We start from the raw sequence: 20,786 nt of genomic DNA on the forward strand, positions 1-20,786 counted from the left end.
GGATACCGGAACCCAGCCTAGAAGCTATCCGCGCGATGCGGAAACACAAATCTTTTTGAGAAAACGCCGCGGCTTTGGGCCGCGGCGTTGAGAATGCAGGAAGAGACCGGCTCTTAGTTGCAGGCCGCAACGGTGCCGGCGGCAACACCCGCGCAGACTTCGTCCTTCTTGATCCAGCCGGCGTCGATGACGACGTTGAGGTTGTCCTTGGTGATGGCAACCGGGGTCAGGAACAGCGACTTGACAGTATTGCCGCCCGGCGTCGTGAAGTCCTTGGCGCCGGCAATATCGGCCGTCTTCTTGCCATCGGCCAGCTGCGAGGCGATCTCGGCAGCGTTCTTGCCGAGCTCGCGCGCGTCCTTCCACACCGACACCGTCTGCGTGCCTAGCGCGATGCGGTTCAGCGCGGCGTGGTCGCCGTCCTGGCCCGAGACCGGCACGGTGCCGGCAAGGCCCTGTGCCGTCAGCGCCGCGACGACGCCGCCGGCGGTGCCGTCATTGGCCGCGACCACGGCATCGACCTTGTTGTCGTTGGCGGTGAGGAACTGTTCCATGTTCTTCTGGGCGTTGGCGGGCAGCCAGCCGTCCGTATAGGCCTCGCCGACATTCTTGATCTTGCCGCTGTCGATGGCTTCCTTGAGCACTTCCATCGAGCCCGCGAACAGGAAGTCGGCATTCGGATCGGCACCCGAGCCCTTGATGAAGACATAGTTGCCTTCCGGCTTGACCTTGAACACTTCGCGGGCCTGCATGCGCCCGACTTCCTTGTTGTCGAAGGTCAGATAGAAGACATCCTTGTTCTCGATCAGCCGGTCATAGCCGACGACCGGAATGCCTTCGTCCAGCGCCTTCTGCACCGCCGGGCCGATGGCCGAGGCATCCTGCGCCAGGATGATCAGCGAATTGGCGCCCTGCGAGATCAGGCTTTCGACATCGGTAAGCTGCTTACCGGGATTGGACTGCGCGTCGGCGGAGATATACTTGTCGCCGGCTGCCTCGATCGCCGTCTTCATGGCGGCCTCGTCGGTCTTCCAGCGCTCTTCCTGGAAGTTGGACCACGAGACGCCGATGACCTTGTCCTTCGCCTGCGCGACCGACGCGAGCGTCAGCGACATTGCGACACCCGCCAGGATGGCGGCTGTGAATCTTTTCATATTATCCTCCCTGCGCCGCGTATGGCGCGACCAAACTGACCCGAAGGCCGGCACAGAGGCCCTATTTTTTCGAGCCTCGAAAAAATACTGGTCCAACACCCGAACACTGTCAACATCGATTCTGATGGATTTTGATGTGCTCGCGAATTTTTTTCGAGCCCCGGAATAAATAAATGACAGAGTGGACGGCTTCTGCCAGTATTTGGCTGCGTTGCCGACAGCGTTCGAGGGCACGGAGAACCGCGGCGACCGGGAGGACTTGAAGAAGCATGTCGGTCGGAATCCGCCACGACGATCTGCGCCGCCGCAACCGGGCGATGGTGATCGCGGCCGTACGCCGCGCCGGACAGCCGTCACGCACCGAGATCGCCGCGACCACGGGGCTCAGCCACTCGACCATATCGGCGATCTCCTCCGACCTGATCGGTGAAGGCATCCTGACCGAAAGCAAGCCAAGCGAGGCCGGCTCGCTCAAACGCGGCCGGCCTCAGGTCGGCCTCAGCCTCAATCCGGAAGCGGCGGCGGTGATGACCGTGGTGCTGTCGTTGAATTTTCTCTCCGTCGCCGTCATCGACTATGCCGGCCAGGTGGTCGCCGAGGAACAGCGGCGGCTGGACACACTGACCATGTCGCGCGACGCGCTGATCGGCGAATGCGTCGCCATCGTGCGGCGCCGCCTTGAAGACCCCGACCTTGACGTGCGCAGCATCGCCCGCATCGCGTTGGCGATCCAGGGAATCACCGACACCCGTGCTCGCGCCATGCTGTGGTCGCCGATCACGCCGCACACCGACATCGCTTTCGCCGACATACTCGAAGACGAGTTCGCCATCCCCGCCACCATGGAGAACGACTGCAACATGATGGCGATAGCGCTGCGCTGGCGCGATCCCGATCGCTACCGCGACGATTTCATCGCCATTCTCTTGTCGCACGGCATCGGCATGGGCCTGGTGCTGAAGGGCGAGCTGTTCACCGGTACCCATTCCTCGGGCGGCGAATTCGGCCACATGATCCATCAGCCGAACGGCGCGCTCTGCCGTTGCGGACGGCGCGGCTGCGTCGAGGCCTATGCCGGCAACTACGCCATCTGGCGCAATGCAAGGCAATTGGGTGAGGACGCGGAACCCGTCGCCGATGTCAGCGACGCCGACATGCGCGCCTTGGCGACCGCGGCCCGCGAACGGGATGGGCCTGAGCGCGAGGCCTATCGCAAGGCCGGCGAAGCGCTCGGCTACGGTCTCGGCAGCCTGTTCGCCCTGATCGATCCGGCCCCCGTCGCCATGGTCGGCGCCAGCGCCGCCGCCTTCGACCTGATCGAGCCGGCATTGCGCAAGGCGATTGCCCAGACCGCCGGCGGCCAGCATTCGAAGTCGATTTCCTTCGACACCGAGCCGAACGAATTGCCGCTGATCCGCGAAGGCTGCGCCATGCGCGCGCTGACCTTCGTCGACCAGGAAATTTTCGCGCCCGGCGCGCAGGCGCGAGGGAGCGCCGGAAAGAGTGTTGCGTGAGGACCAGGGTCAAAATTGCGCGGTCCGCAACATCTACCGCTCCGTGAAAGCGCGAGCGAAGGAATCAAGCATCGGCCGTGCGAGATACTCGAAGAAAGTCCGGTCGCCAGTGCTGATGAACGCTTCGACCGGCATTCCAGGGTAAAGCTGCTCCACTTTCACGTCGGGCGGCAGGTTGGCGGCAATCTTCAGCTTGGCGCGGAAATAGGGTTCATGCGTACCCTGGTCGATGAGCCGGTCCGCGGAAACCTGTGTCACGATGGCTGATATCTCAGGGGTGAGCCGCATGTTCAACGCGGACAAGCGCAATTTTGCCGGCTGGCCGACACGAACCTGGTCGATGTCTTTCGGCGGCAGCCGTGCATCGACGATCAGGCCCGATGCCGTAGGCAGGATCTCCATGATCTTCTCGCCGGGGGCAATCACGCTGCCCTTGGAATTGTAGGTGGACGACACCACGATGCCCGCCGCCGGTGCCTTGATCGTCGTCCGCCGCAGCACTGCCTCGGATGCGCGCATCTGTTCGTCAATGTCGGCCAGCGAAGAACGCACCTCGTCGAGCTTCGTCAGGGCTTCCTCCACGCGTTGCGTGGTCAGGCGCTCGATCTGCTCCTGGGCTTCGACGATCTGGGTGCTGGCCGATGCAAGATTTGCCTCCAGCGCCCCTCCCTGCCCGACGAGATCGGCCTCGCTACGCAAAAGCTGCGAATATTCAGTGCGATTGGTGAGGCCCTTGTCCAACAGGCCGGTCTTGATGCCGAGTTCTTTCTTCACGACTTCGGCCTGTTGCTGAATGGCCTGTTTCTGGGCCTGCAACCCGACAACAGACTGGCGATGCATGGCAACTCGCTGCGCGAGGATCGATTGTTCCGATCGAAACCGGGCGAGCCTGGCGTTGAATTCCTTCTGCTGTTCTCGAACCAGAGCCTCGAAATCGTGCTGGAACGGTGCTGGCGCGGCCACTGTGATTGGGGCAAGCTGATCCAATCCGTCGCGTTCCGCCTCCAGCCGCGACGCGCTGGCCTTCAACGCGATCGACTGTCTCGTCAGCCGGTTGAGTTCGGCTTGCGCGGCTGTTCTATCCAGCAGGATCAGATCCTGGGCCTGCTGCACGCGATCACCTTCATGGACCAGCAACTCTTGGATGATGCCGCCCTCAGGATGCTGGATGAGGATGTTCCCGCCTGTCGCCGAGATGGTGCCTTGCGTGATAACCGCGCCGGACAACGGTGCACTGACCGCCCAATAGCCAAAGCAACCCACCAGTATCGCTATTGCCGCGTATCCGGCGAATGCCACCCGCCGGATGTCGGTGCGTGCTGTGCCTTCCCAGGCGAGGCTCTGCGCTGTCATCTTCTACGATCCAAAGCGGACGCTATGAGGGGTGCTGCGGACCGTCGTGGCAAAAGACCCTGTCACCGCCATGCTGCGCTGTGGAGGAAGGCCGTTGCCGGCAATCGGCTGCCGCAACACGTCGCCGCTTGGACCGAAGGCTTCAATCACTCCAGCGCGCAGAAGCATCACGCGGTCGCAGGCCGCGGCGATCGAAGGGCGGTGCGTTACTGCGATTGTCGTAATGCCCGCCGCTTTCGCGGCGGCAAGCAGTTCTTCGAGCGCGGCTTCGCCGCTGCCGTCGAGATGGGTACTGGGCTCATCCAGAACGAGAACACGCGGATTGCCGTAAAAAGCGCGCGCCAGTCCGATCCTTTGGCGTTCGCCACCCGACAGTGTTCTGTCCGACGGACCTATTCTGGTCTGATAGCCGTCTCGCTGCTCCAATATCAACTCATGCGCCCGGGCATTCTTTGCTGCCTCGACGATCGAGGCGTCATTTGCATTGGGTTCAAAGCGGGCGACATTTTCCGCGATCGATCCGGGAAAGAGCTCCACCTCCTGAGCGAGATATCCGATATGCCTGCCAAGCTGCTTCTCGTCCCAGCTTCTGAGGTCGGAGCCGTTGATCCTGACGCAGCCGCTGGTCGCCTGGATCGCACCGACAAGCAATCTCGCCAGGGTGGACTTGCCGGCTCCGCTCGGGCCTATTATCGCCACCGCTTCGCCTGCGCCGATGTGGAAGTTCAGTCTCTTGATGATGGGTTCGGTGCCGGGCGGGGCGTTCGGCGCGACAAAGATCAGGCCCTGCACGACAATTTCGCCGGACGGATCAGGCAAGGTCAGTTTTTGCGCTTGTGCCGGCTGGGCGGAAAGCGCCTTGTCCAACCGCTTCCACGATCGTCTGGCGTCGACGATCTGCCTCCATGACCCGATCAACTGGTCGAGCGGCTGCAGCGCGCGGGACGACACCAGGGAAGACGCGAAGATCATCCCGGCCGTCATCTTCCCTTGCAGCACGAGCCATGCTCCGACACCCAGTATCGCCAGCTGAAGTATCATGCGTACGGCTCGCGACGTTCCACTGAAAATCGCGTTGGCCATCGACGAACGGTCATGCAGGACTAGCGCCTCCGCCACGTGCCTTCCCCACACTCGCGCGGCGTTTTGGACCATGCCCATGGCACGCAGCGTCTCCGCATTCCGGGCAAAGGCTTGCTCCGACAGGCTGGCAACAGCCGAGCGTTCCGCCGACAAGGCGTCATTCCTGCCGGTGGCAAACTGATTTGCCACAACCAGCGCAAGCAACAGCGCAGATCCCGCCAGCGTAAGCCAGAACAGCAAAGGATGGATGAGGTACAACAGGGCGAGGAAGAACGGAGCAAACGGCAGGTCGAACAAGACCGCCGCGCCGCGTGACCTGATGAATGCGCATACCGAGGCAAGGTCTCGCAGTGGATTCAGGGCTGCTCCGCCGGCGTACTTAGCCTCAAGCGAGACGGCGAATGTCCTCGCGCCCAGTCTGTTATCGACAGTGGCTGCAACGCGCTGCGTGTAAACGGAGCGGACCGCATCGAGGAGGCCGAGAAAGGCGAGCGCGAGAACCGCGATAGCAGAGAGGTAAAGAAGCGTCTCGACGCTGGAGGAAGGCAGGACGCGATCATAAACCTGCAAGAGATAGAGGGGGATCACCAATAGCAGGATGTTGATGAGGAACGAGAAAACACCGACATCGGCGATGGCGCGCCTCAAGACTGCCCGCAGACCAGACTGTGCAATCATTCCCGCGCTCCTAACGGCTCATGGCCCCAACATGAGGGCGTCGCTTAGACCGAATGGTCGCCGGCGATGTCCAAGGGGTGGTGCTGCAGGTCGTCCAGCGTATAGGCGCGGATGTAGTCGATCTTCATCTCCGCCGGCGTAGCCAGATGGTCAGGAGGCTGGCCAGCAATGCCGCCCACCGCGAGATCGGCCAGCATATACATGGGATCGTGCATGTCGGCGGGCGTCGCCGCTTGAGCGACCTTAACACCATCGTAGGTCCAGACGAGCTCATCCTTCGTCCAGAGCAAGCCATAGGTGTGGAAACCGTCGGTGTCCGCAACGTTCACCGTGGACGAAACCTTGGTGTGCGCTCCCGTCTCATTGGTATGCGCCGTCATGTAGAGCGTGTTCGGGTCCTGGCCGCGCGTTTCGACAACGTCCAGCTCCGGCGGCCACGAGCCGTCTTCAGGAAGCAGCCAGAAGGCCGGCCAGGCTCCGGCCGTTTCGGGCAGGTCCGCCCGCATTTCGAAATAGCCGTAGGTTTGCGCGAAGGTGTCGTGGGTCGTCAGTATCCCCGAGGTGTATTCGTAGTTGTTGATCAGAGGCTTGATGTCCTCCGGCGCCTGCGCGGCGGTGATGGTGAGGACGCCGTTTTCAACGCTGAACGGGTGGACGGAACTCGTCGGGCCATAATTGGCGTCGATATACCACTGCAACTCGCCATTGCTGCTCAACGTGCTGCCGTTCGGCGCTCCCCACCAGAAATTGGAATTCCAGGTGCCGTCCTGCCCGTCCCGAAGGCTCAGCGTGTTGAAATCGTCGGAGAAGGACAAAGTCATGCCGGACTTGTCGATCGGAAGTTCGAACTGGGTGGGCTGCAACTTGTCGATGGTCGTATTCTTGAACACCAGGATCTCGTCGGATCCGAGGTTCAGCATCACGTTCGATTCCACCTGGACCATCTGTGAACGGACGGCATCGAACGAAGTGAAGTCATACCCGTTAAGGCGGACCGCATCGGTCGCACCGAAATCGAAGATAAGATCACTTCCATTTCCTTTGGAGATGGCGAAAGTATCGGCGCCGTCACCACCGATCAGGACATCATTTCCCTTGCCGCCATCCAGCGTCTGATGACCCGATCCGCCCTTGATGATGTTGTCCAACGCATTTCCGAACGCATATCGATTGGCGCCGGTAACGACGAGGTTCTCGAAATTGTCGGGGAGCTTGTAGCTCATCCATGTGTCGATCGTGTCGATCCCTGCCCCGGGATCTTCAACCACCTTATTGTTGGTGGAATAGAGGTGATAGTAGTCGTCGCCGGCGCCACCGTAGATCGTGACATTGACGCCGGTGTCTCCCCAGAAGGAGTCGTTGCCGGAGGTGCCATGCAGTTCTGGCCCGGACCCGGTGGCCGAGAACCAATGAGTGGAAGCGCCGGTGTAGGGAAGGGGGATGCCTTTGGCGTTTAAGACCGTGCTCATCAGAAATCCTTCCTCATGGTGTCCGACCTGGTCAAATCATTCGGCGCAAAGTCCGGCGACCGCTTTCAAAGCAACGTTGCAAAGAACGAGATCGTTCCACGGAATCGTCATTCGATCCGAGATCGTATTGAATATTCGGAGTACACACAATGAATAAAGAGCAGAGAACCTGCTGTAGGTTGAAGTAAATTTAATAAAATTGTGTATTTATGCAAAATACACATCCTATATATAAATTAACTCAAATTAATTCTTGAGTGCGCGGCTTGTTGGTCGGAGTCTGCGGGCAAGATGGCGATGTGACCGACTAATGCGTGTCGCTGGCCGTGCTTCCTGCCGCCAGCCGGGGCACATAGAGAGTTTGGGAGATCGGAGAACGCCAGAAGCTGCCTGTCGCTTTAGCCCAAATGCGGTCATTCGAAAACTGATGGGGATGACCGCTCCTGGCGTCACGTGCTCGCTCCCCATCGATGAGACGAATGCAACATTCCAGCCTTCGCGGCCGTTGGCGACCGCCTGCTAATCGAGTTTTCCTGGTCACGATCTATCGGGACGGAACAGGCACCTAATGCATGTCGCCCAAAAGCGACCTCGGTTTTGGGAAAACGACATGCATAAAAAACAAACACCTAAAGCGCGTCGCCTGAATCCGTTCAACCGCGACGCGCTTTAGTCTTCCCTAATCGCGTAGCCTGCCCCACGAATGGTCCGGATGACATCGGGCATGCGGCCATTGTTGACCGCCTTGCGCAGTCGGCCGACATGCACGTCGACCGTGCGCTCGTCGATGTAGATCGTCTCGCCCCAGACATTGTCGAGCAGCTGGCTGCGCGAGAACACGCGGCCGGGATGGCGCATCATGAATTCGAGCAGGCGGAATTCGGTCGGTCCGAGCCGAATCTCGCTCTTCTTGCGATAGACCCGGTGCGATTCACGATCGAGCACGATGTCGCCGACCTTGAGCACGCTGGACAGCACTTCCGGCTTGGCGCGGCGCAACAGCGCCTTGACCCTGGCCATGAACTCCGGTGTCGAGAACGGCTTGACCAGATAATCGTCGGCGCCGGTCGAGAGGCCGCGCACGCGGTCGCTCTCCTCGCCGCGCGCGGTCAGCATGATGATCGGCAGCCGCTCGGTCTCGGAACGCATTCGCAGGCGCCGGCAGAGTTCGATGCCGGAAACCGCCGGCACCATCCAGTCGAGCACCAGAAGGTCGGGAACGTTCTCCTGCAGCCGGATCTCGGCCTCGTCGCCGCGCGTCACCACCTCGACCTGGTAACCTTCGGACTCCAGATTATAGCGGAGCAGCACGCCTAGCGGCTCCTCGTCCTCCACCACCATGATGCGTGGCGCGATCATCGGCTGGTCACCCCTGTCATCATGCCGCCGGCGCGGACATTGCCGTCTCGTCCTGCTTCGGACGATTGGCGGGCAGCTGCGTACCGGTCAAAACATAATAGGCATTTTCGGCGATGTTGGTCACGTGGTCGCCGATGCGCTCGAGGTTCTTGGCGCAGAACAACAGATGCGTGCACGCCGTGATGTTGCGGGGATCTTCCATCATGTAGGTCAGCAGTTCGCGGAACACCGACGTGTACTTGACATCGATGCGCTCGTCGTCGGCGCGTAGTTTTGCCAACGCCTCGGCGTCGCGGGCAGCATATTCCTCGATGACGCCCTGCACCTGGATCAACACCAGTTGCGCCATTCCATCGATCGAGTGCGAAAGGTCGCGCGGCGTAACGCTGAGGCCGACAGTGCCGACGCGCTTGGCGATGTTTTTGGCAAGGTCGCCGATGCGTTCGAGATCGCCGGCCATGCGGATCGAACCGACGACATGGCGCAGATCGTCGGCCATCGGCTGCCGCTTGGCGATCAACGTGATGGCGCGATCGTCGAGCTCGCGCTGACGCGCATCCATGATGGCGTCGTCGGAGACGACACGCTGTGCCAGCGCGTTGTCGGAATTCAAAAGCGCCTTGGTCGCACCGCCGACCATCGAGCTGGCGAGATCGCCCATGTCGCTGATGAGCCTGCTGATCTGACCGAGATCCTCGTCGAAAGAAGCGACTGTGTGTTCGCTCATGATCCTGTCCCTCGTATGCCTGAACTCAGCCGAATCGGCCGGTGATATAATCCTGCGTGCGCTTCTCGCGGGGCGACGTGAAGATCTTCTCGGTGCGGTCGAACTCGACCAGCTCGCCCAGATACATGAAGGCCGTCTGCTTCGACACGCGCGCCGCCTGCTGCATGTTGTGGGTGACGATGACGATCGTGTAGTCGGCTTGCAACTCGTCGATCAGCTCCTCGATCTTGGCGGTCGACAGCGGATCGAGCGCCGAGGCCGGCTCGTCGAGCAGGATGACTTCCGGCTTCACCGCCACGGTACGGGCGATGCAGAGCCGCTGCTGCTGGCCGCCGGAGAGGCTGAGGCCGCTGGCGTTGAGCTTGTCCTTGACCTCGGTCCAGAGTGCTGCCCGCTTCAGCGCCTGCTCGACGCGACCGTCCATCTCGGACTTGCTGAGCTTCTCATAGAGCCTGACGCCGAAAGCGATGTTTTCATAGATCGACATCGGAAATGGTGTCGGTTTCTGGAACACCATGCCGATCTTGGTCCGCAAAAGGTTGAGATCCTGCGAGCGGTCGAGAACGTTCTGGCCGTCGAGCAGCACCTGACCTTCGGCGGTCTGCTTGGGATAGAGCTCGTAGATGCGGTTGAAGACGCGCAGCAGCGTCGACTTCCCGCAGCCCGAAGGCCCGATGAAAGCGGTGACGCTGCGCTCCGGCAAGGACAGCGTGATGTCCTTCAGCGCCTTCGACTGGCCGTAGTAGAAGTTGAGGTTCTTGACCTCGATCTTGGCCTTGGCGGTGGCCTCGGCGGCGATCGTCATGTCTGGAGACAACATCTGGCTCATTTGTCCTCTCTGCGTCCGGTCAGGCTGCGAGCAACGATGCTGAGCGCGAGAACCGTCAATGTGATGATGAGTGCGCCGGTCCAGGCCAGTTGCTGCCATTCCTCGTAAGGGCTGAGAGCGAACTGGAAGATGGTGACAGGCAGGCTGGCCATCGGCGCGTTGAGATTGCTCGACCAGAACTGGTTGTTGAGCGCCGTGAAGAGCAGTGGCGCCGTCTCGCCGGAGATACGGGCTATCGACAGCAATATACCGGTGACGATACCGGAAAGCGCGGCGCGGTAGGCGACCGACTTGATGACCACCCAGCGCGGCGCGCCGATCGCGGTGCCGGCTTCGCGCAAGGCGTTCGGTACCAGGTTGAGCATGTCTTCGGTGGTACGCACGACGACCGGAATGACGAGGATGGCGAGCGCGACAGCACCGGCGATTGCCGAGAAATGCCCCATCGGCCGCACCATCAGTTCGTAGACGAACAGGCCGATGATGATCGACGGCGCCGACAACAGGATGTCGTTGATGAAGCGCACCACGGTGGTCAGCTTGGAAAAGCGACCATATTCGGCCATGTAGGTGCCGGCCAGCACGCCGATCGGCGTACCTACGATGACGGCGATGATCGTCATCACCACGCTGCCATAGATGGCGTTGAGCAGGCCGCCAGCGTCGCCGGGCGGCGGCGTCATCTGCGTGAAGACGTCAAGGGACAGGCCGGCGGCGCCCTTGTAAACCAGCGCGCCAAGGATGAGCGCCAGCCAGGCAAGTCCGATGCCCGCCGCGGTGACGCACAGCGTCATCATGACGGCATTCTTCCTCTTGCGGCTCTGGTGAAGCGATGTGGCTGTCGACATCGGTCAGGCTCCGGTGCGGGCATCGATGCGCATCAGCATGTAGCGGGCGATGGCAAGGATCAGGAAGGTGATGACGAACAGGATCAGGCCGAGCGCCACCAGCGAAGACGTGTAGAGGTCGCCGACAGCTTCGGTGAACTCATTGGCGATGGTCGCGGAGATCGTCGTTGCCGGCGCGAACAGCGAGGTCGAGATGCGGTGCGCGTTGCCGATGACGAAGGTCACCGCCATGGTTTCGCCGAGCGCGCGGCCAAGGCCGAGCATGACGCCGCCCATGATGCCGATCCTGGTGTAGGGAATGACCACGCGGCGGGTCACTTCCCAGGTTGTGCAGCCGATGCCGTAGGCCGATTCCTTCAGCACCGGCGGCACCGTGTCGAAGACGTCCTTGGTGATCGAGGTGATGAAGGGCAGCACCATGATGGCAAGGATCAGCGACGAGGTCAGCAGGCCAATGCCGTAGGGCGGACCGGCAAACAGGCTGCTGAGGCCGGGAATGCCGTGGAAAACGCCGATGATAAAGGGCTGCACCGTCGTCTGCAGGAACGGCGCCAGCACGAACAGGCCCCAGATGCCGTAGATGATCGAGGGGATGCCGGCGAGCAGCTCCACCGCCATGCCGATCGGCCGCCGCAGCGGGCGTGGGCAAAGTTCGGTCAGAAAGATGGCGATGCCGATGCCGAGCGGCACGGCAATCAGGATGGCGATGGCGGAGGTGATGATGGTGCCGTAGATCGGCGCCAGCGCGCCGAACTTCTCTGTCACCGGGTTCCAGCTTTCGCTGGTCAGGAAGGAGAAGCCGAAGGTCGACAGGGCTTGCCAGGAACCGGCAAAAAGCGAGATCGCAACGCCGCCAAGCAGGACCAGCACCAATATGGCGGCAGCCCGGGTCATTCCGTGGAAGATCGCGTCAGTCAGCGCGAATCGTCTGACAATCGCGTCGCGCGAACCTCGAATGGCTGGCAAGGCTTCCTGGACAGCGCTCATGTGAAGCTCGGCTCTTTGAGTTGAGGAAAAGGAGCGCCGCGGCGCGGCGCTCCTTCAAAGGAAGTTACTCGCCGGCGTAGACGGGCTTGCCGTCGGCCTGGATATCGGCCTTCCAGGAGGTCTTGATCAGGTCGACGACGCTGTCGGGGATCGACACATAGTCGAGCGCCTTGGCGGTTTCCTTGCCGTCCTTGTAGGCCCAGGCAAAGAACTTCAGCGCTTCGCCGGTGGCTGCAGCATCGTCGGGAACCTTGTGGATCAGCACCCAGGTCGAGGCAGCGATCGGCCAGGTGGTGTCGCCGGGCTCATTGGTGATGATGACGTTGAAGTTCTTCGCGCCCTTGAAATCGGCATTCGAAGCAGCGGCGCCGAAGGATTCGAGCGACGGCTCGACGACCTTGCCTGCGGCATTCACCAGCTTGGAGTAGGACAGGCTGTTCTGCTTGGCATAGGCATACTCGACATAGCCGATGCCGCCGTCGGTCTGCTTGACGGTGTTGGCAACGCCTTCGCTGCCCTTGGCACCGACGCCGGTCGGCCATTCGACCGCCGTGTCCGAACCGACCTTGTCCTTCCAGTCGGGCGACAGCTTGACCAGGTAGTCGGTGAAGTTGAAGGTCGTGCCCGAGCCGTCCGAGCGATGCACGACGGCGATCGCGGTGGACGGCAGGGTGAGGGTCGGGTTCAAGGCCTTGATCGCCGCATCATCCCAGGTAGTGATGGCGCCGAGGTAGATCTGGGCCAAGGTCGCGCCGTCAAGAACCAGTTCGCCCGGCTTGACGCCGGTGAGGTTGACGATCGGCACGATGCCGCCCATCACCATCGGGAACTGGATGAGGCCGTTCTTTTCCAGGTCGGCATCGGACATCGGCTTGTCGGTGGCGCCGAAGGTCACGGTCTTGGCGATGACCTGCTTGATGCCGCCGCCCGAACCGATCGACTGGTAGTTGAGGCCGACGCCGGTGTCTTTCTTGTAGGTGTCGGCCCACTTGGCGAACACTGGATAGATGAAGGTCGAGCCGGCGCCGGAAAGATCAGCTGCCATTGCCGCGGAAAGGGTGAAAGTGGACGCCGTAGCCATTGCAATCGCAACGGCCGCTGAGCGGATGAAATGTCTCATGTGGCCTGCTCCTGTTCGGAAGATGGTCTCTCGGCGCCATTCCTCTCGGCGCCCGCTGAGGCCAATAGCCTTCGATTATTACAGTCGCATGACAGTTTGATGTCACCCCGGTAACGCGTGTCCGGGACGAGCAAAATGCCGCCTGGCCGGCGCTCCCGATGGAACGCGGCTTTGCCCCCGGAATCAGGGACTTGCTACATTTAGGCCGTAGGTGGCCGGCGATTTGGGTTTCAACAGGATTTTATAAAGAAAAGCCGGACGGGAGCGCGTTGCTCTCGGCCACGGTGTCGTGGCCGGGCCATCGCCGAAAACAGGTCCGTTGGGGTAGGTTGACGCTGTCTCATGCCGGCGGTCGCTGCTCCCGCCCGTAACTGGAAAGAGCGGAATTCGAATGTGGTCATTCTCTCGGCTGCGTGCCGCCTTTGATATGGCGCGATCGCGCCATAGTCTTGGCGTTGGCGGTAGCCGCGAATCTTCGCCGAATGGGCAAATGCATATCGCCCAGAAGGGCTCCGGCTTTGGGAGCACAACATGCGCAACGCGGTTTGGGGGTGTGCGACGCCGGCCTTTAGCCGGCGTTGCGCTGAGCCTGGCGGCTGGCGCCGACCCAGCGCTCGACTTTCTCGAGCAGGGCCCTGGGGCTGATCGGCTTGGGCAGATAGTCGTCCATGCCGGCCTCCAGGCAGCGTTCGCGATCGCCCTTCAGCGCATGCGCGGTGACGCCGACGATCGGCACATGCGTGCCGGTCTCTTCCTCCAGCCGGCGAATCGCGGCGGTCGCCTCCAACCCGTTCATCTCCGGCATCGAGACATCCATCAGGATCATGCACGGATTGAGCCGGCCGAAAGCATCGAGCGCCTTGCGGCCATTGCCGACGATCTCGAAACCATAACCGGTCTCGCCGAGAATCTGGGTGAACACCATCTGGTTCACCTCATTGTCCTCGGCAACCAGGATATCCAGCCTGAACTCGCCACCACCCGTCGCGGGTAGCCGGGGGCGTACCGAAGGCGGCTGCAGCAGCGCCCGCTGCTCCGCCGGCGCCGACGGCTGTGGCCGCGCCACATTGCCTGGAGGGACGGTGCCGGCGAGCGGCGGGACGTCGCTGCCGGTCGTGGTGTGGCGATGCCGCTGGATGGTGGCGACCAGCGTTTCCAGCAGCACCGATGAGCGCGCCGGCTTGATCAGCTGGGCATCGATGCCGAGATCGCGATAGCTGGTGTTGGCGAGCGACTGGTCGACCGAGGTCAGCATGATGATCGGCGTGCCGGCAAGGCCTGCGGTGTTGCGCACGATCCGCGCCATTTCGGCGCCGCTCATCTCAGGCATCTGGTAGTCGAGCACGACGCAATCGACCGGCACGCCATAAGCGGCGGCGGCGACCAGCACCTTGAGGCCCTCGGCGCCGCTCTCTGCCGCGCAGGAATCGAACGTCCACGATGTCATCTGCTCGGTCAGGATGGCCCTGTTGACGGTATTGTCGTCGACGATCAGTACACGCGCGCCGGTCACGTCGATCGGCATGATGCGCTGCCCGTTTTGCTCCCCGGCCCTCGGCAGCGTTACCGTGAACCAGAAGGTCGAGCCCTTGCCTTCGGCGCTCTCGACACCGATGTCGCCACCCATCAGCTCGACGAGCCGCGAGGTGATGGCGAGGCCGAGGCCGGTTCCCTCGTGCCGCCGCGTCGACGAGGTGTCGACCTGGCTGAACTTCTCGAACACGAGTTTCAGTTTTTCCTCGGGGATACCTATGCCGGTGTCGGTGACCGAGATCGTGAGTTTCGTTCCGGTCGGAACCCTCTCGCCGGTGACGTCGACCAGCACATGGCCTTCATCGGTGAATTTCACCGCGTTGCCGAGCAGGTTGGTGACGATCTGCCTGATGCGGCCGACATCGCCGACGAACAGGCTCTCGAGACGAGGTTCGACGCGCACGATGAGTTCGAGATCTTTCTCCTTGGCGCGTGTCGACACCAGCGTCGCCACATCCTCGATCGCTTCGGCGAGATTGAAGGGCGCCGGATCGAGCACCAGCTGACCGGCGTCGATCTTGGAGAAGTCCAGGATGTCGTTGATGATGGTGAGCAGCGCGTTGCCCGATTTGACGATGATGTCGGTAAACGTCTTCTGCTTGGGGTCGAGGTCCGATTTGGCCAAGAGTTCGGCCATGCCGAGCACGCCGTTCATCGGCGTTCGGATCTCGTGGCTCATATTGGCGAGGAATTCCGACTTGGCGCGGTCGGCGAGTATGGCGCGCTGGCGCGCCTCGCGCAGTTCGGCCTCGCGCATCTTCAGCTCGGTGATGTCGGTGGTCGAGCCGATCAGGTAGAGCGAACCGTCGGACGCGATCATCGCGCCCTTGCGGGCGAATTGATGCCTGACGCTGCCGTCGGCCAGCGTCACCGTCTCCTCGACCTCCTGGGTTTCGCCGGTGCGCAGCACGGCGAGGTCGCCATTGACGAAGGCTTCGCCGTCCGGCCCGAAGATCTCGATGTCGGTCTTGCCGATCGCCTCATCCCTGCCGAAGCCGGTGAGATCGCTCCAGCCCTTGTTGACGTAGAACTGCCTGAGGTCGGAGCGCTTGGCGTAGATCGACACCGGCACGTTGTCGATCAGGCTGCGGAACACCTCGTTCTCGCGCATGCTCTCTTCCAACGCGCGCTCGCGTGCCTTGACCTCGGTGATGTCGGTGCTGGAACCGACCAGATGCACCGATCCGTCCAGCGCCACCAGGCGGCTCTTGCGCGTCATCAATTGCCGAATCGTGCCGTCGCGATGGGTGACGGGTTCCTCGACCTCCTTGAAGGCGCCAGTCACGGCGACTTGCGTGTCGTCATGGCTGTAGCCATCGGCGTCCTGCACTCCGAACAGCTGGCGGTCGGTGCGGCCGATGACCTCCTCCTTGGCGAAACCGGTGATCGCGCACCAGGCCTTGTTGACGAACTCGATGCTCAGGTCCTGCGCCTTGATGAAGGCGGCGACCGGCAGCTCGTCCAACACGTGCCGGAACAGATCGATCTGGCGCATCGAGTCGCGCAACGCCGCCTCGCGGCTCTTGATCTCGGAGATGTCGACCCGCACGCCGATGAAGGTGCCATCGCCGGTCCGCATGTCGTAGACCTGATACCAGCGGCCGTCGGGATTGGGGCGTTCGAACGAGGAACTGGGCAAGCGGTAGCGGGCGAGGATCGCATCCAGCCAGCGGTCGGGATGGTCGTCGTAGAGCTTGTCGACTTGCGGGTCGCCGCTGCTGCGGAAATAGCCGTTCGCATGGCCGAGGACGAGCGCCTCGCGCAATGTGCGGCCGGGCTGCCATGCCGGCTTCAGGGCCGGCAGCGTATCCTGGATCTTGCGGTTGGCGAAAACGAACCTGTCGTCGCGATCATAGATGATCACGGCGGCCGGCAAGGATTCCAGCACGCTGGCGAGATGCTGACGCGCATCTTCGGCCTCGGTCTCGCGGCGCTTCATGTCGGAAATGTCGAACAGGAAACCGGCAACGTAGTTGCGGCCGCTGGCCATGCCGACGCGGCTCTTTCTGACGATGCGCGAACGGCTGGCGCCATCGGCCTCGAAATTTTCTTCCACTTCGTACGGGCGCCCGCTGGCAAGCACGTCCCGTTCGCTCTGCTCGAAAAGCGCGACAGCGTTCGGCGAGAGGAAATCGCCGCCGGGTTTGCCGAGCATGGCTTGCGGCGTCTGGCCAAACAAGGCGGCGAACGCCTCGTTGACGAAGACGAAGCGCAGATGGTCGTCCTTGACGAAGATCGGATCCTTGACGGCGTTGATCACCGCTTCCGCCAGTCGCGCTTTCTCCAGCGCGTCGGCAAGTTCGGCCTCGCGGTCCTTCATGTCGGTGACGTCGACATAGGAGATCAGACGCTTGCCGCCGGCCAGCGGCGCCATCGACGATATCAGCGTGCGGCCGTCATTGCGCGGGAACTGCCGCGATCCGGCGGTGCCGGCCCTGATTTCCGCCTCGCGCTCGGCGATATGCCGCCGCCATGTCGCGTCGTCGGAACCAAACGGGTCGATGTCGCGGCTGGCGTCCATCAGATCGCGGAAGCCGCAGCCGATCCCGGCGCGGCGAGCGTCGATCTGCCAGAAATCGTAGAAGGCACGGTTGACGACTTCGGCGCGCATATCGGCATCAAGGACGAGGACGCCGATCGGCATCTGATCGACCATGGTGTGGAGATTGGCGAAGGTCTCGGCGATTTTGGCGTTGGCGCTCTCGATCTCGGCATCGCGATTCTTGATTTCGGTGACGTCATAATAGGTCAACAGCCGCTTGCCTCCGGACAGCGCTGTCACCGAGAACATCATCGTCCTGCCGTTGGCGTGGAGAAACTCGCGTGGCGCGACGGAACCGGCGCGAATCTCCTCGATGCGGGTGGCGAGGTAACGCTGCCATTGCCCTTCGTCGATGTCGCCATAGATGCCGTTGCGGCGGTTGAGTTCCATCAACAGGCTGAACGGAGCGCCGACGGTGACAGTGCCGTCCGGAATCCTGGAAAGGTCGCGATAGGCCTTGTTGATGATCAGCGTGTCGAGCCTGGCATCGAGAAGCACGACGCCCATGTGCATGGCGTCCATCGTCCGCTCGAGATCGACCAGATGCTGGTCGCTCTCGCCGCCCGCCGACGGTTCCTGCCCCGGGGTCTGGAAGGCGCCTGCCAATGCGGTGACGTTGCGGCCGATACCGCGATAGCCGGCAAACCGTCCCTCGCCGTCGAACCTTGGAAAGCCTGACGTCAAAACCCAGCGGCAGTCGGCGCTGCCACCTTTCAGTTCATAAACGAAGTCGCGAAACGGCCGGTGCGCCTGCAGATCCTCCAGATGCGCGGCACCGCTGCGGTCGCCGTTCAGGACCTGGTTGAGGAAGTCGAAGCGGAACCGGCCAAGCACGTTTGCCGGATCGATGCCGGTGGCTGCCTGGTAGTTTTGCGAAAGCCAGGAGAATCGCAATTCGGCGTCGGTCTCCCAGACCCAGTCCGAACCGGCTTCGACAAGTTGGCGAAGCGCATCGGTCGAATCCATACCTGTGGCGGACGATGATGCATCGTCGCCATGCGCCGTCGATTTGCGAGGCCCGCGCTTGCCGCGCGCGCCAATTGTATCGTCCGCTTCCGCCATGCCGTCCCCACCCCGAAAACCAAGGCCGAACCCTCCTCTCGGTTCGCCGGCGGAATGTGCCCGAGAAGCATTAACGATCCGCTAACCTTAACGGCCGGTTGGATAAATCGGCCGACACGGCCTGCGTTATTCCGCCGGTTGTCGGCGGGACCAAAGCCGCTATATTAGCTCCAAGGGGTATTTGCGGATGTTCGGACGGATTGTGCCTTTTTTCATGGGGCTGGCGCTGCTTTTCGGCAGCGGCTGCTCGCGCAGTTATGACGGCACCGTCGTCATCCCGAGGCCGCTCGATGCCCGGCGTTTTTGGGACCGGCCGCCTCCGAATGTCGACTACGGGCCATCCCAGGTCGAGAACAGCGCCTTTCCGGTGGCGCCACAGCCGAGGCGATTTTCCGAGCGCAGGGTCATGACGCATGCCGCGCCCAGACGGCACCAGACGAAGCTGCCCGCGTCAGCCTCCCTTTCCTCGCCGACGAAGCCGCTGGTATGCAGGAACGTTAGCGAACCCGGCAAGAGGGCTCGCATGGTCTGCGACTAGATCGCGCAAGCACGATCAGCAAATAGCGCAGCTTGCCTTCACAGCGAGGCTGCGCCCTTTTTCGGCTGTTTCGCACCGAGCTTGTCGAGTGCGAGACGAACCTGACGCAAATCGTCCTGCCAGCCGTCATCGTCGTCCATCGGACTCTCCGAGGCTGCCCGCTGCAGCCCGCGCGCCTCGGATTCGATCTCGCGCAGTTCAGCGATTTTCTGTTCGGTGGTCAGGGAGCCGTCTTCGACGATCTCCAGCACCCGCATTTCCCTGAACGTGGCCATGGCGTTTCTCCTGGCTGATGTCGATCACAACGCCGTGAGCGCCTCTCTGTTCCTCCGTGTTCAGCCGGATCGTAACAGGGCTCGCTGCAACCCGGCCATCCGCCAAGTCGGAAAGGCTGGCGGTCAGTCGGCGGGGAAGAAGGCCGGGCCGACCACGCGCACCGATCGCGTGCTGGCCTCGATCGACTGCTGCTGGGCGGCGCCCGGAGCTTCGGCATCGGTCGTGGGAACGGCCGCAACGGTGCCAAGATCCGGTTTTGCCATCGGCAGCGGAATGACGGCGTTGCTCATGTTGGCGGGCGTCACCGTCCTGGCTCGCAGTTCGGTGACCCGCTGGTAATAGCGCTTGACGTCGCATGCCTTGAAATTCGCGTCATCGCGGTATCTGAAGGCCGCCGGCAACTCGGTGTAGGGCTTGCGCGTATCGAGCGCGGCCATCTGGTCGGTTTCGAGGTTGGCGTCGCTCAACGTGTAGAGGTCGACGCCGGGATCATCGCAGATGTAACGGCACTGGTCGGCCGTCTCCTTCAGATCGCCGCTGGCGGCGAATTGCGACTTTGGCGCCGGGAAGAAATAGCCATCCGACAGGCGCACGCAAAACAGCATCGCATTGCCGCCGAGCGTGGCCCCGGCCGATTGGGTGCTGGGTGCGGCGCGCGCTGGCCGTTGCTTTGCCAGAGGTGCGCAGCCAAGCGCGACGAAGCGCGCCTGCAGGCCCGATGTGTCCTGGCCCGAATTCGCCGCGGCAGCGATCCGGCGCTGCACGTCCGTGCGGCTCCTGGCGAGGTCGGCGCAGGCGTTGAAGAGGCCACCGAGCGAACTTTTCGCGATGCACTGGCGCTGTCTCTCGATATTCTGGATGGCGGCAAGCTGCCGGCGCAACTGGGCAAGCTCCGGGCTTGCCCCGCCGCCGCGGCCGGCCGAAAGCAACTGGCTTCTGATCGCGCCGCAGCTGTCCGCATGCGACGAAAGCGTGCCGAGCAAAACCGCCGACACCGATATCAGCGCGATCATCATGAGAGGCGAGAAACGGGTCATCGGGACAACTTGGTCCTTGTCGCTGAGAACCTGGAATTACAGTACTTGACTTCGGCAAGCTTTAGCTAAATGAGTAAAGTCTAATTCTTTCAAGCTTTTCCACCTGAATAGACCTTTACCTAGTGTATTAGGTCGTCTCCTGTAAATTCGATATTACATTTTTATTTCAAGATTGAGACGAACCCCAAAACAATGCGGCGACGATCGTCGAGGGTCCGGCCGCGCGACGAACCCGTGATCAATCCGCCGTTACCGCCAGGCGCCTTTGAAACCGTTGCCCGGTCTTGGGCGTTGGATGGTCAAAGGAGAACGCAGATGTCGATCCACTTCACGGTCTCGGACCTGACAAGAAACCTGTTTTGCTCGCTAGAGCGGGATGAAATGAGACTGAATCGGCGGGGATTCCCTTAGGCGTGCAAATCTGATTCAACCTGCTGGCTGGGTCAGGAGGCCAGCATGGATGGGCAAGCCTTATTCGATGGATCTTCGCGAACGGGTTGTTGCGTCAGTTGAGCAGGGTGGCCTGTCGCGGCGGCAGGCGGCAGTACGCTTTGAGGTTGGGATCAGCACCGTCATCCGATGGGTGAGCCGATTGCGCGAAACGAACAGTCTTGCGCCCGGCAAGATGGGTGGGCACAGGCCCAAGAAGATTGCCGGTGAGCATCGGGAGTGGCTGC

The 20,786-nt window shown here is 62.0% G+C and carries 16 protein-coding genes; 3 read left to right on the top strand and 13 right to left on the bottom strand.

Translation table 11 applies throughout. From position 1 onward, the window contains the following. Window positions 1-113: 113 nt before the first annotated feature. Window positions 114-1,154: a D-xylose ABC transporter substrate-binding protein gene (xylF, locus tag NKJ06_RS11975; RefSeq protein ID WP_352633382.1), complete on the bottom strand. Its 1,041-nt coding sequence runs from the start codon at window positions 1,152-1,154 to the stop codon at window positions 114-116. A gap of 269 nt (window positions 1,155-1,423) precedes the next feature. Between xylF and NKJ06_RS11980 the strand changes: the two genes are divergently transcribed. Then, complete coding sequence (locus tag NKJ06_RS11980) at window positions 1,424-2,668, top strand: ROK family protein (RefSeq protein WP_352633384.1); 1,245 nt, start codon at window positions 1,424-1,426, stop codon at window positions 2,666-2,668. A 33-nt stretch (window positions 2,669-2,701) separates the two neighbouring features. On the opposite strand, the gene NKJ06_RS11985 is transcribed toward NKJ06_RS11980, so the two are convergent. The 10 genes from NKJ06_RS11985 to NKJ06_RS12030 form a co-directional block, all read right to left on the bottom strand. Then, complete coding sequence (locus tag NKJ06_RS11985; protein WP_352633386.1) at window positions 2,702-4,021, bottom strand: HlyD family type I secretion periplasmic adaptor subunit; 1,320 nt, start codon at window positions 4,019-4,021, stop codon at window positions 2,702-2,704. 3 nt (window positions 4,022-4,024) lie between these two features. Beyond that, a complete protein-coding gene (locus NKJ06_RS11990; RefSeq protein ID WP_352809838.1) occupies window positions 4,025-5,752 on the bottom strand; it encodes a type I secretion system permease/ATPase in 1,728 nt (575 codons plus the stop codon). 74 nt (window positions 5,753-5,826) lie between these two features. Beyond that, window positions 5,827-7,251: an endo-1,3-1,4-beta-glycanase EglC gene (gene eglC / locus NKJ06_RS11995; RefSeq protein ID WP_352633391.1), complete on the bottom strand. Its 1,425-nt coding sequence runs from the start codon at window positions 7,249-7,251 to the stop codon at window positions 5,827-5,829. Between the two features lie 669 nt (window positions 7,252-7,920). Beyond that, complete coding sequence (phoB, locus tag NKJ06_RS12000) at window positions 7,921-8,610, bottom strand: phosphate regulon transcriptional regulator PhoB (protein WP_140509737.1); 690 nt, start codon at window positions 8,608-8,610, stop codon at window positions 7,921-7,923. Between the two features lie 19 nt (window positions 8,611-8,629). Next, window positions 8,630-9,337 carry a phosphate signaling complex protein PhoU gene (gene phoU / locus NKJ06_RS12005; RefSeq protein WP_352633393.1) on the bottom strand — a complete coding sequence of 236 codons (708 nt, stop codon included), beginning with the start codon at window positions 9,335-9,337 and terminating at the stop codon, window positions 8,630-8,632. Window positions 9,338-9,362: 25 nt separating this feature from the next. Next, window positions 9,363-10,166: a phosphate ABC transporter ATP-binding protein PstB gene (gene pstB, locus NKJ06_RS12010; protein ID WP_126070813.1), complete on the bottom strand. Its 804-nt coding sequence runs from the start codon at window positions 10,164-10,166 to the stop codon at window positions 9,363-9,365. Continuing rightward, window positions 10,163-11,014 carry a phosphate ABC transporter permease PstA gene (gene pstA, locus NKJ06_RS12015; protein ID WP_352633396.1) on the bottom strand — a complete coding sequence of 284 codons (852 nt, stop codon included), beginning with the start codon at window positions 11,012-11,014 and terminating at the stop codon, window positions 10,163-10,165. The genes pstB and pstA overlap by 4 nt, the downstream gene beginning before the upstream one ends. Window positions 11,015-11,017: 3 nt before the next feature. Continuing rightward, window positions 11,018-12,001: a phosphate ABC transporter permease subunit PstC gene (gene pstC, locus NKJ06_RS12020; RefSeq protein WP_352633398.1), complete on the bottom strand. Its 984-nt coding sequence runs from the start codon at window positions 11,999-12,001 to the stop codon at window positions 11,018-11,020. Window positions 12,002-12,065: 64 nt separating this feature from the next. Next, window positions 12,066-13,121, bottom strand: coding sequence for a phosphate ABC transporter substrate-binding protein PstS (gene pstS / locus NKJ06_RS12025; protein WP_352633400.1), 1,056 nt, complete (start codon window positions 13,119-13,121; stop codon window positions 12,066-12,068). A 568-nt stretch (window positions 13,122-13,689) separates the two neighbouring features. Beyond that, a complete protein-coding gene (locus NKJ06_RS12030) occupies window positions 13,690-18,258 on the bottom strand; it encodes a PAS domain-containing protein (RefSeq protein WP_352633402.1) in 4,569 nt (1,522 codons plus the stop codon). 187 nt (window positions 18,259-18,445) lie between these two features. Here NKJ06_RS12030 and NKJ06_RS12035 point away from each other — a divergent pair, with 187 nt between their 5' ends. Next, a complete protein-coding gene (locus NKJ06_RS12035; RefSeq protein ID WP_352809841.1) occupies window positions 18,446-18,796 on the top strand; it encodes a hypothetical protein in 351 nt (116 codons plus the stop codon). 38 nt (window positions 18,797-18,834) lie between these two features. On the opposite strand, the gene NKJ06_RS12040 is transcribed toward NKJ06_RS12035, so the two are convergent. Then, entirely contained in the window at window positions 18,835-19,071 is a 237-nt protein-coding gene (locus tag NKJ06_RS12040) for a hypothetical protein (RefSeq protein ID WP_352633406.1), read from the bottom strand. Between the two features lie 123 nt (window positions 19,072-19,194). Then, the gene (locus NKJ06_RS12045) at window positions 19,195-20,109 is read right to left on the bottom strand and encodes a DUF2865 domain-containing protein (RefSeq protein WP_352633408.1); all 915 of its coding nucleotides are present in this window, start codon (window positions 20,107-20,109) and stop codon (window positions 19,195-19,197) included. Between the two features lie 460 nt (window positions 20,110-20,569). Between NKJ06_RS12045 and NKJ06_RS12050 the strand changes: the two genes are divergently transcribed. Beyond that, on the top strand, window positions 20,570-20,786 hold a 217-nt coding region (locus NKJ06_RS12050; protein WP_352809843.1), incomplete at its 3' end, for an IS630 transposase-related protein.

Source organism: Mesorhizobium sp. M0293, from assembly GCF_040321735.1.
GTDB lineage: Bacteria > Pseudomonadota > Alphaproteobacteria > Rhizobiales > Rhizobiaceae > Mesorhizobium.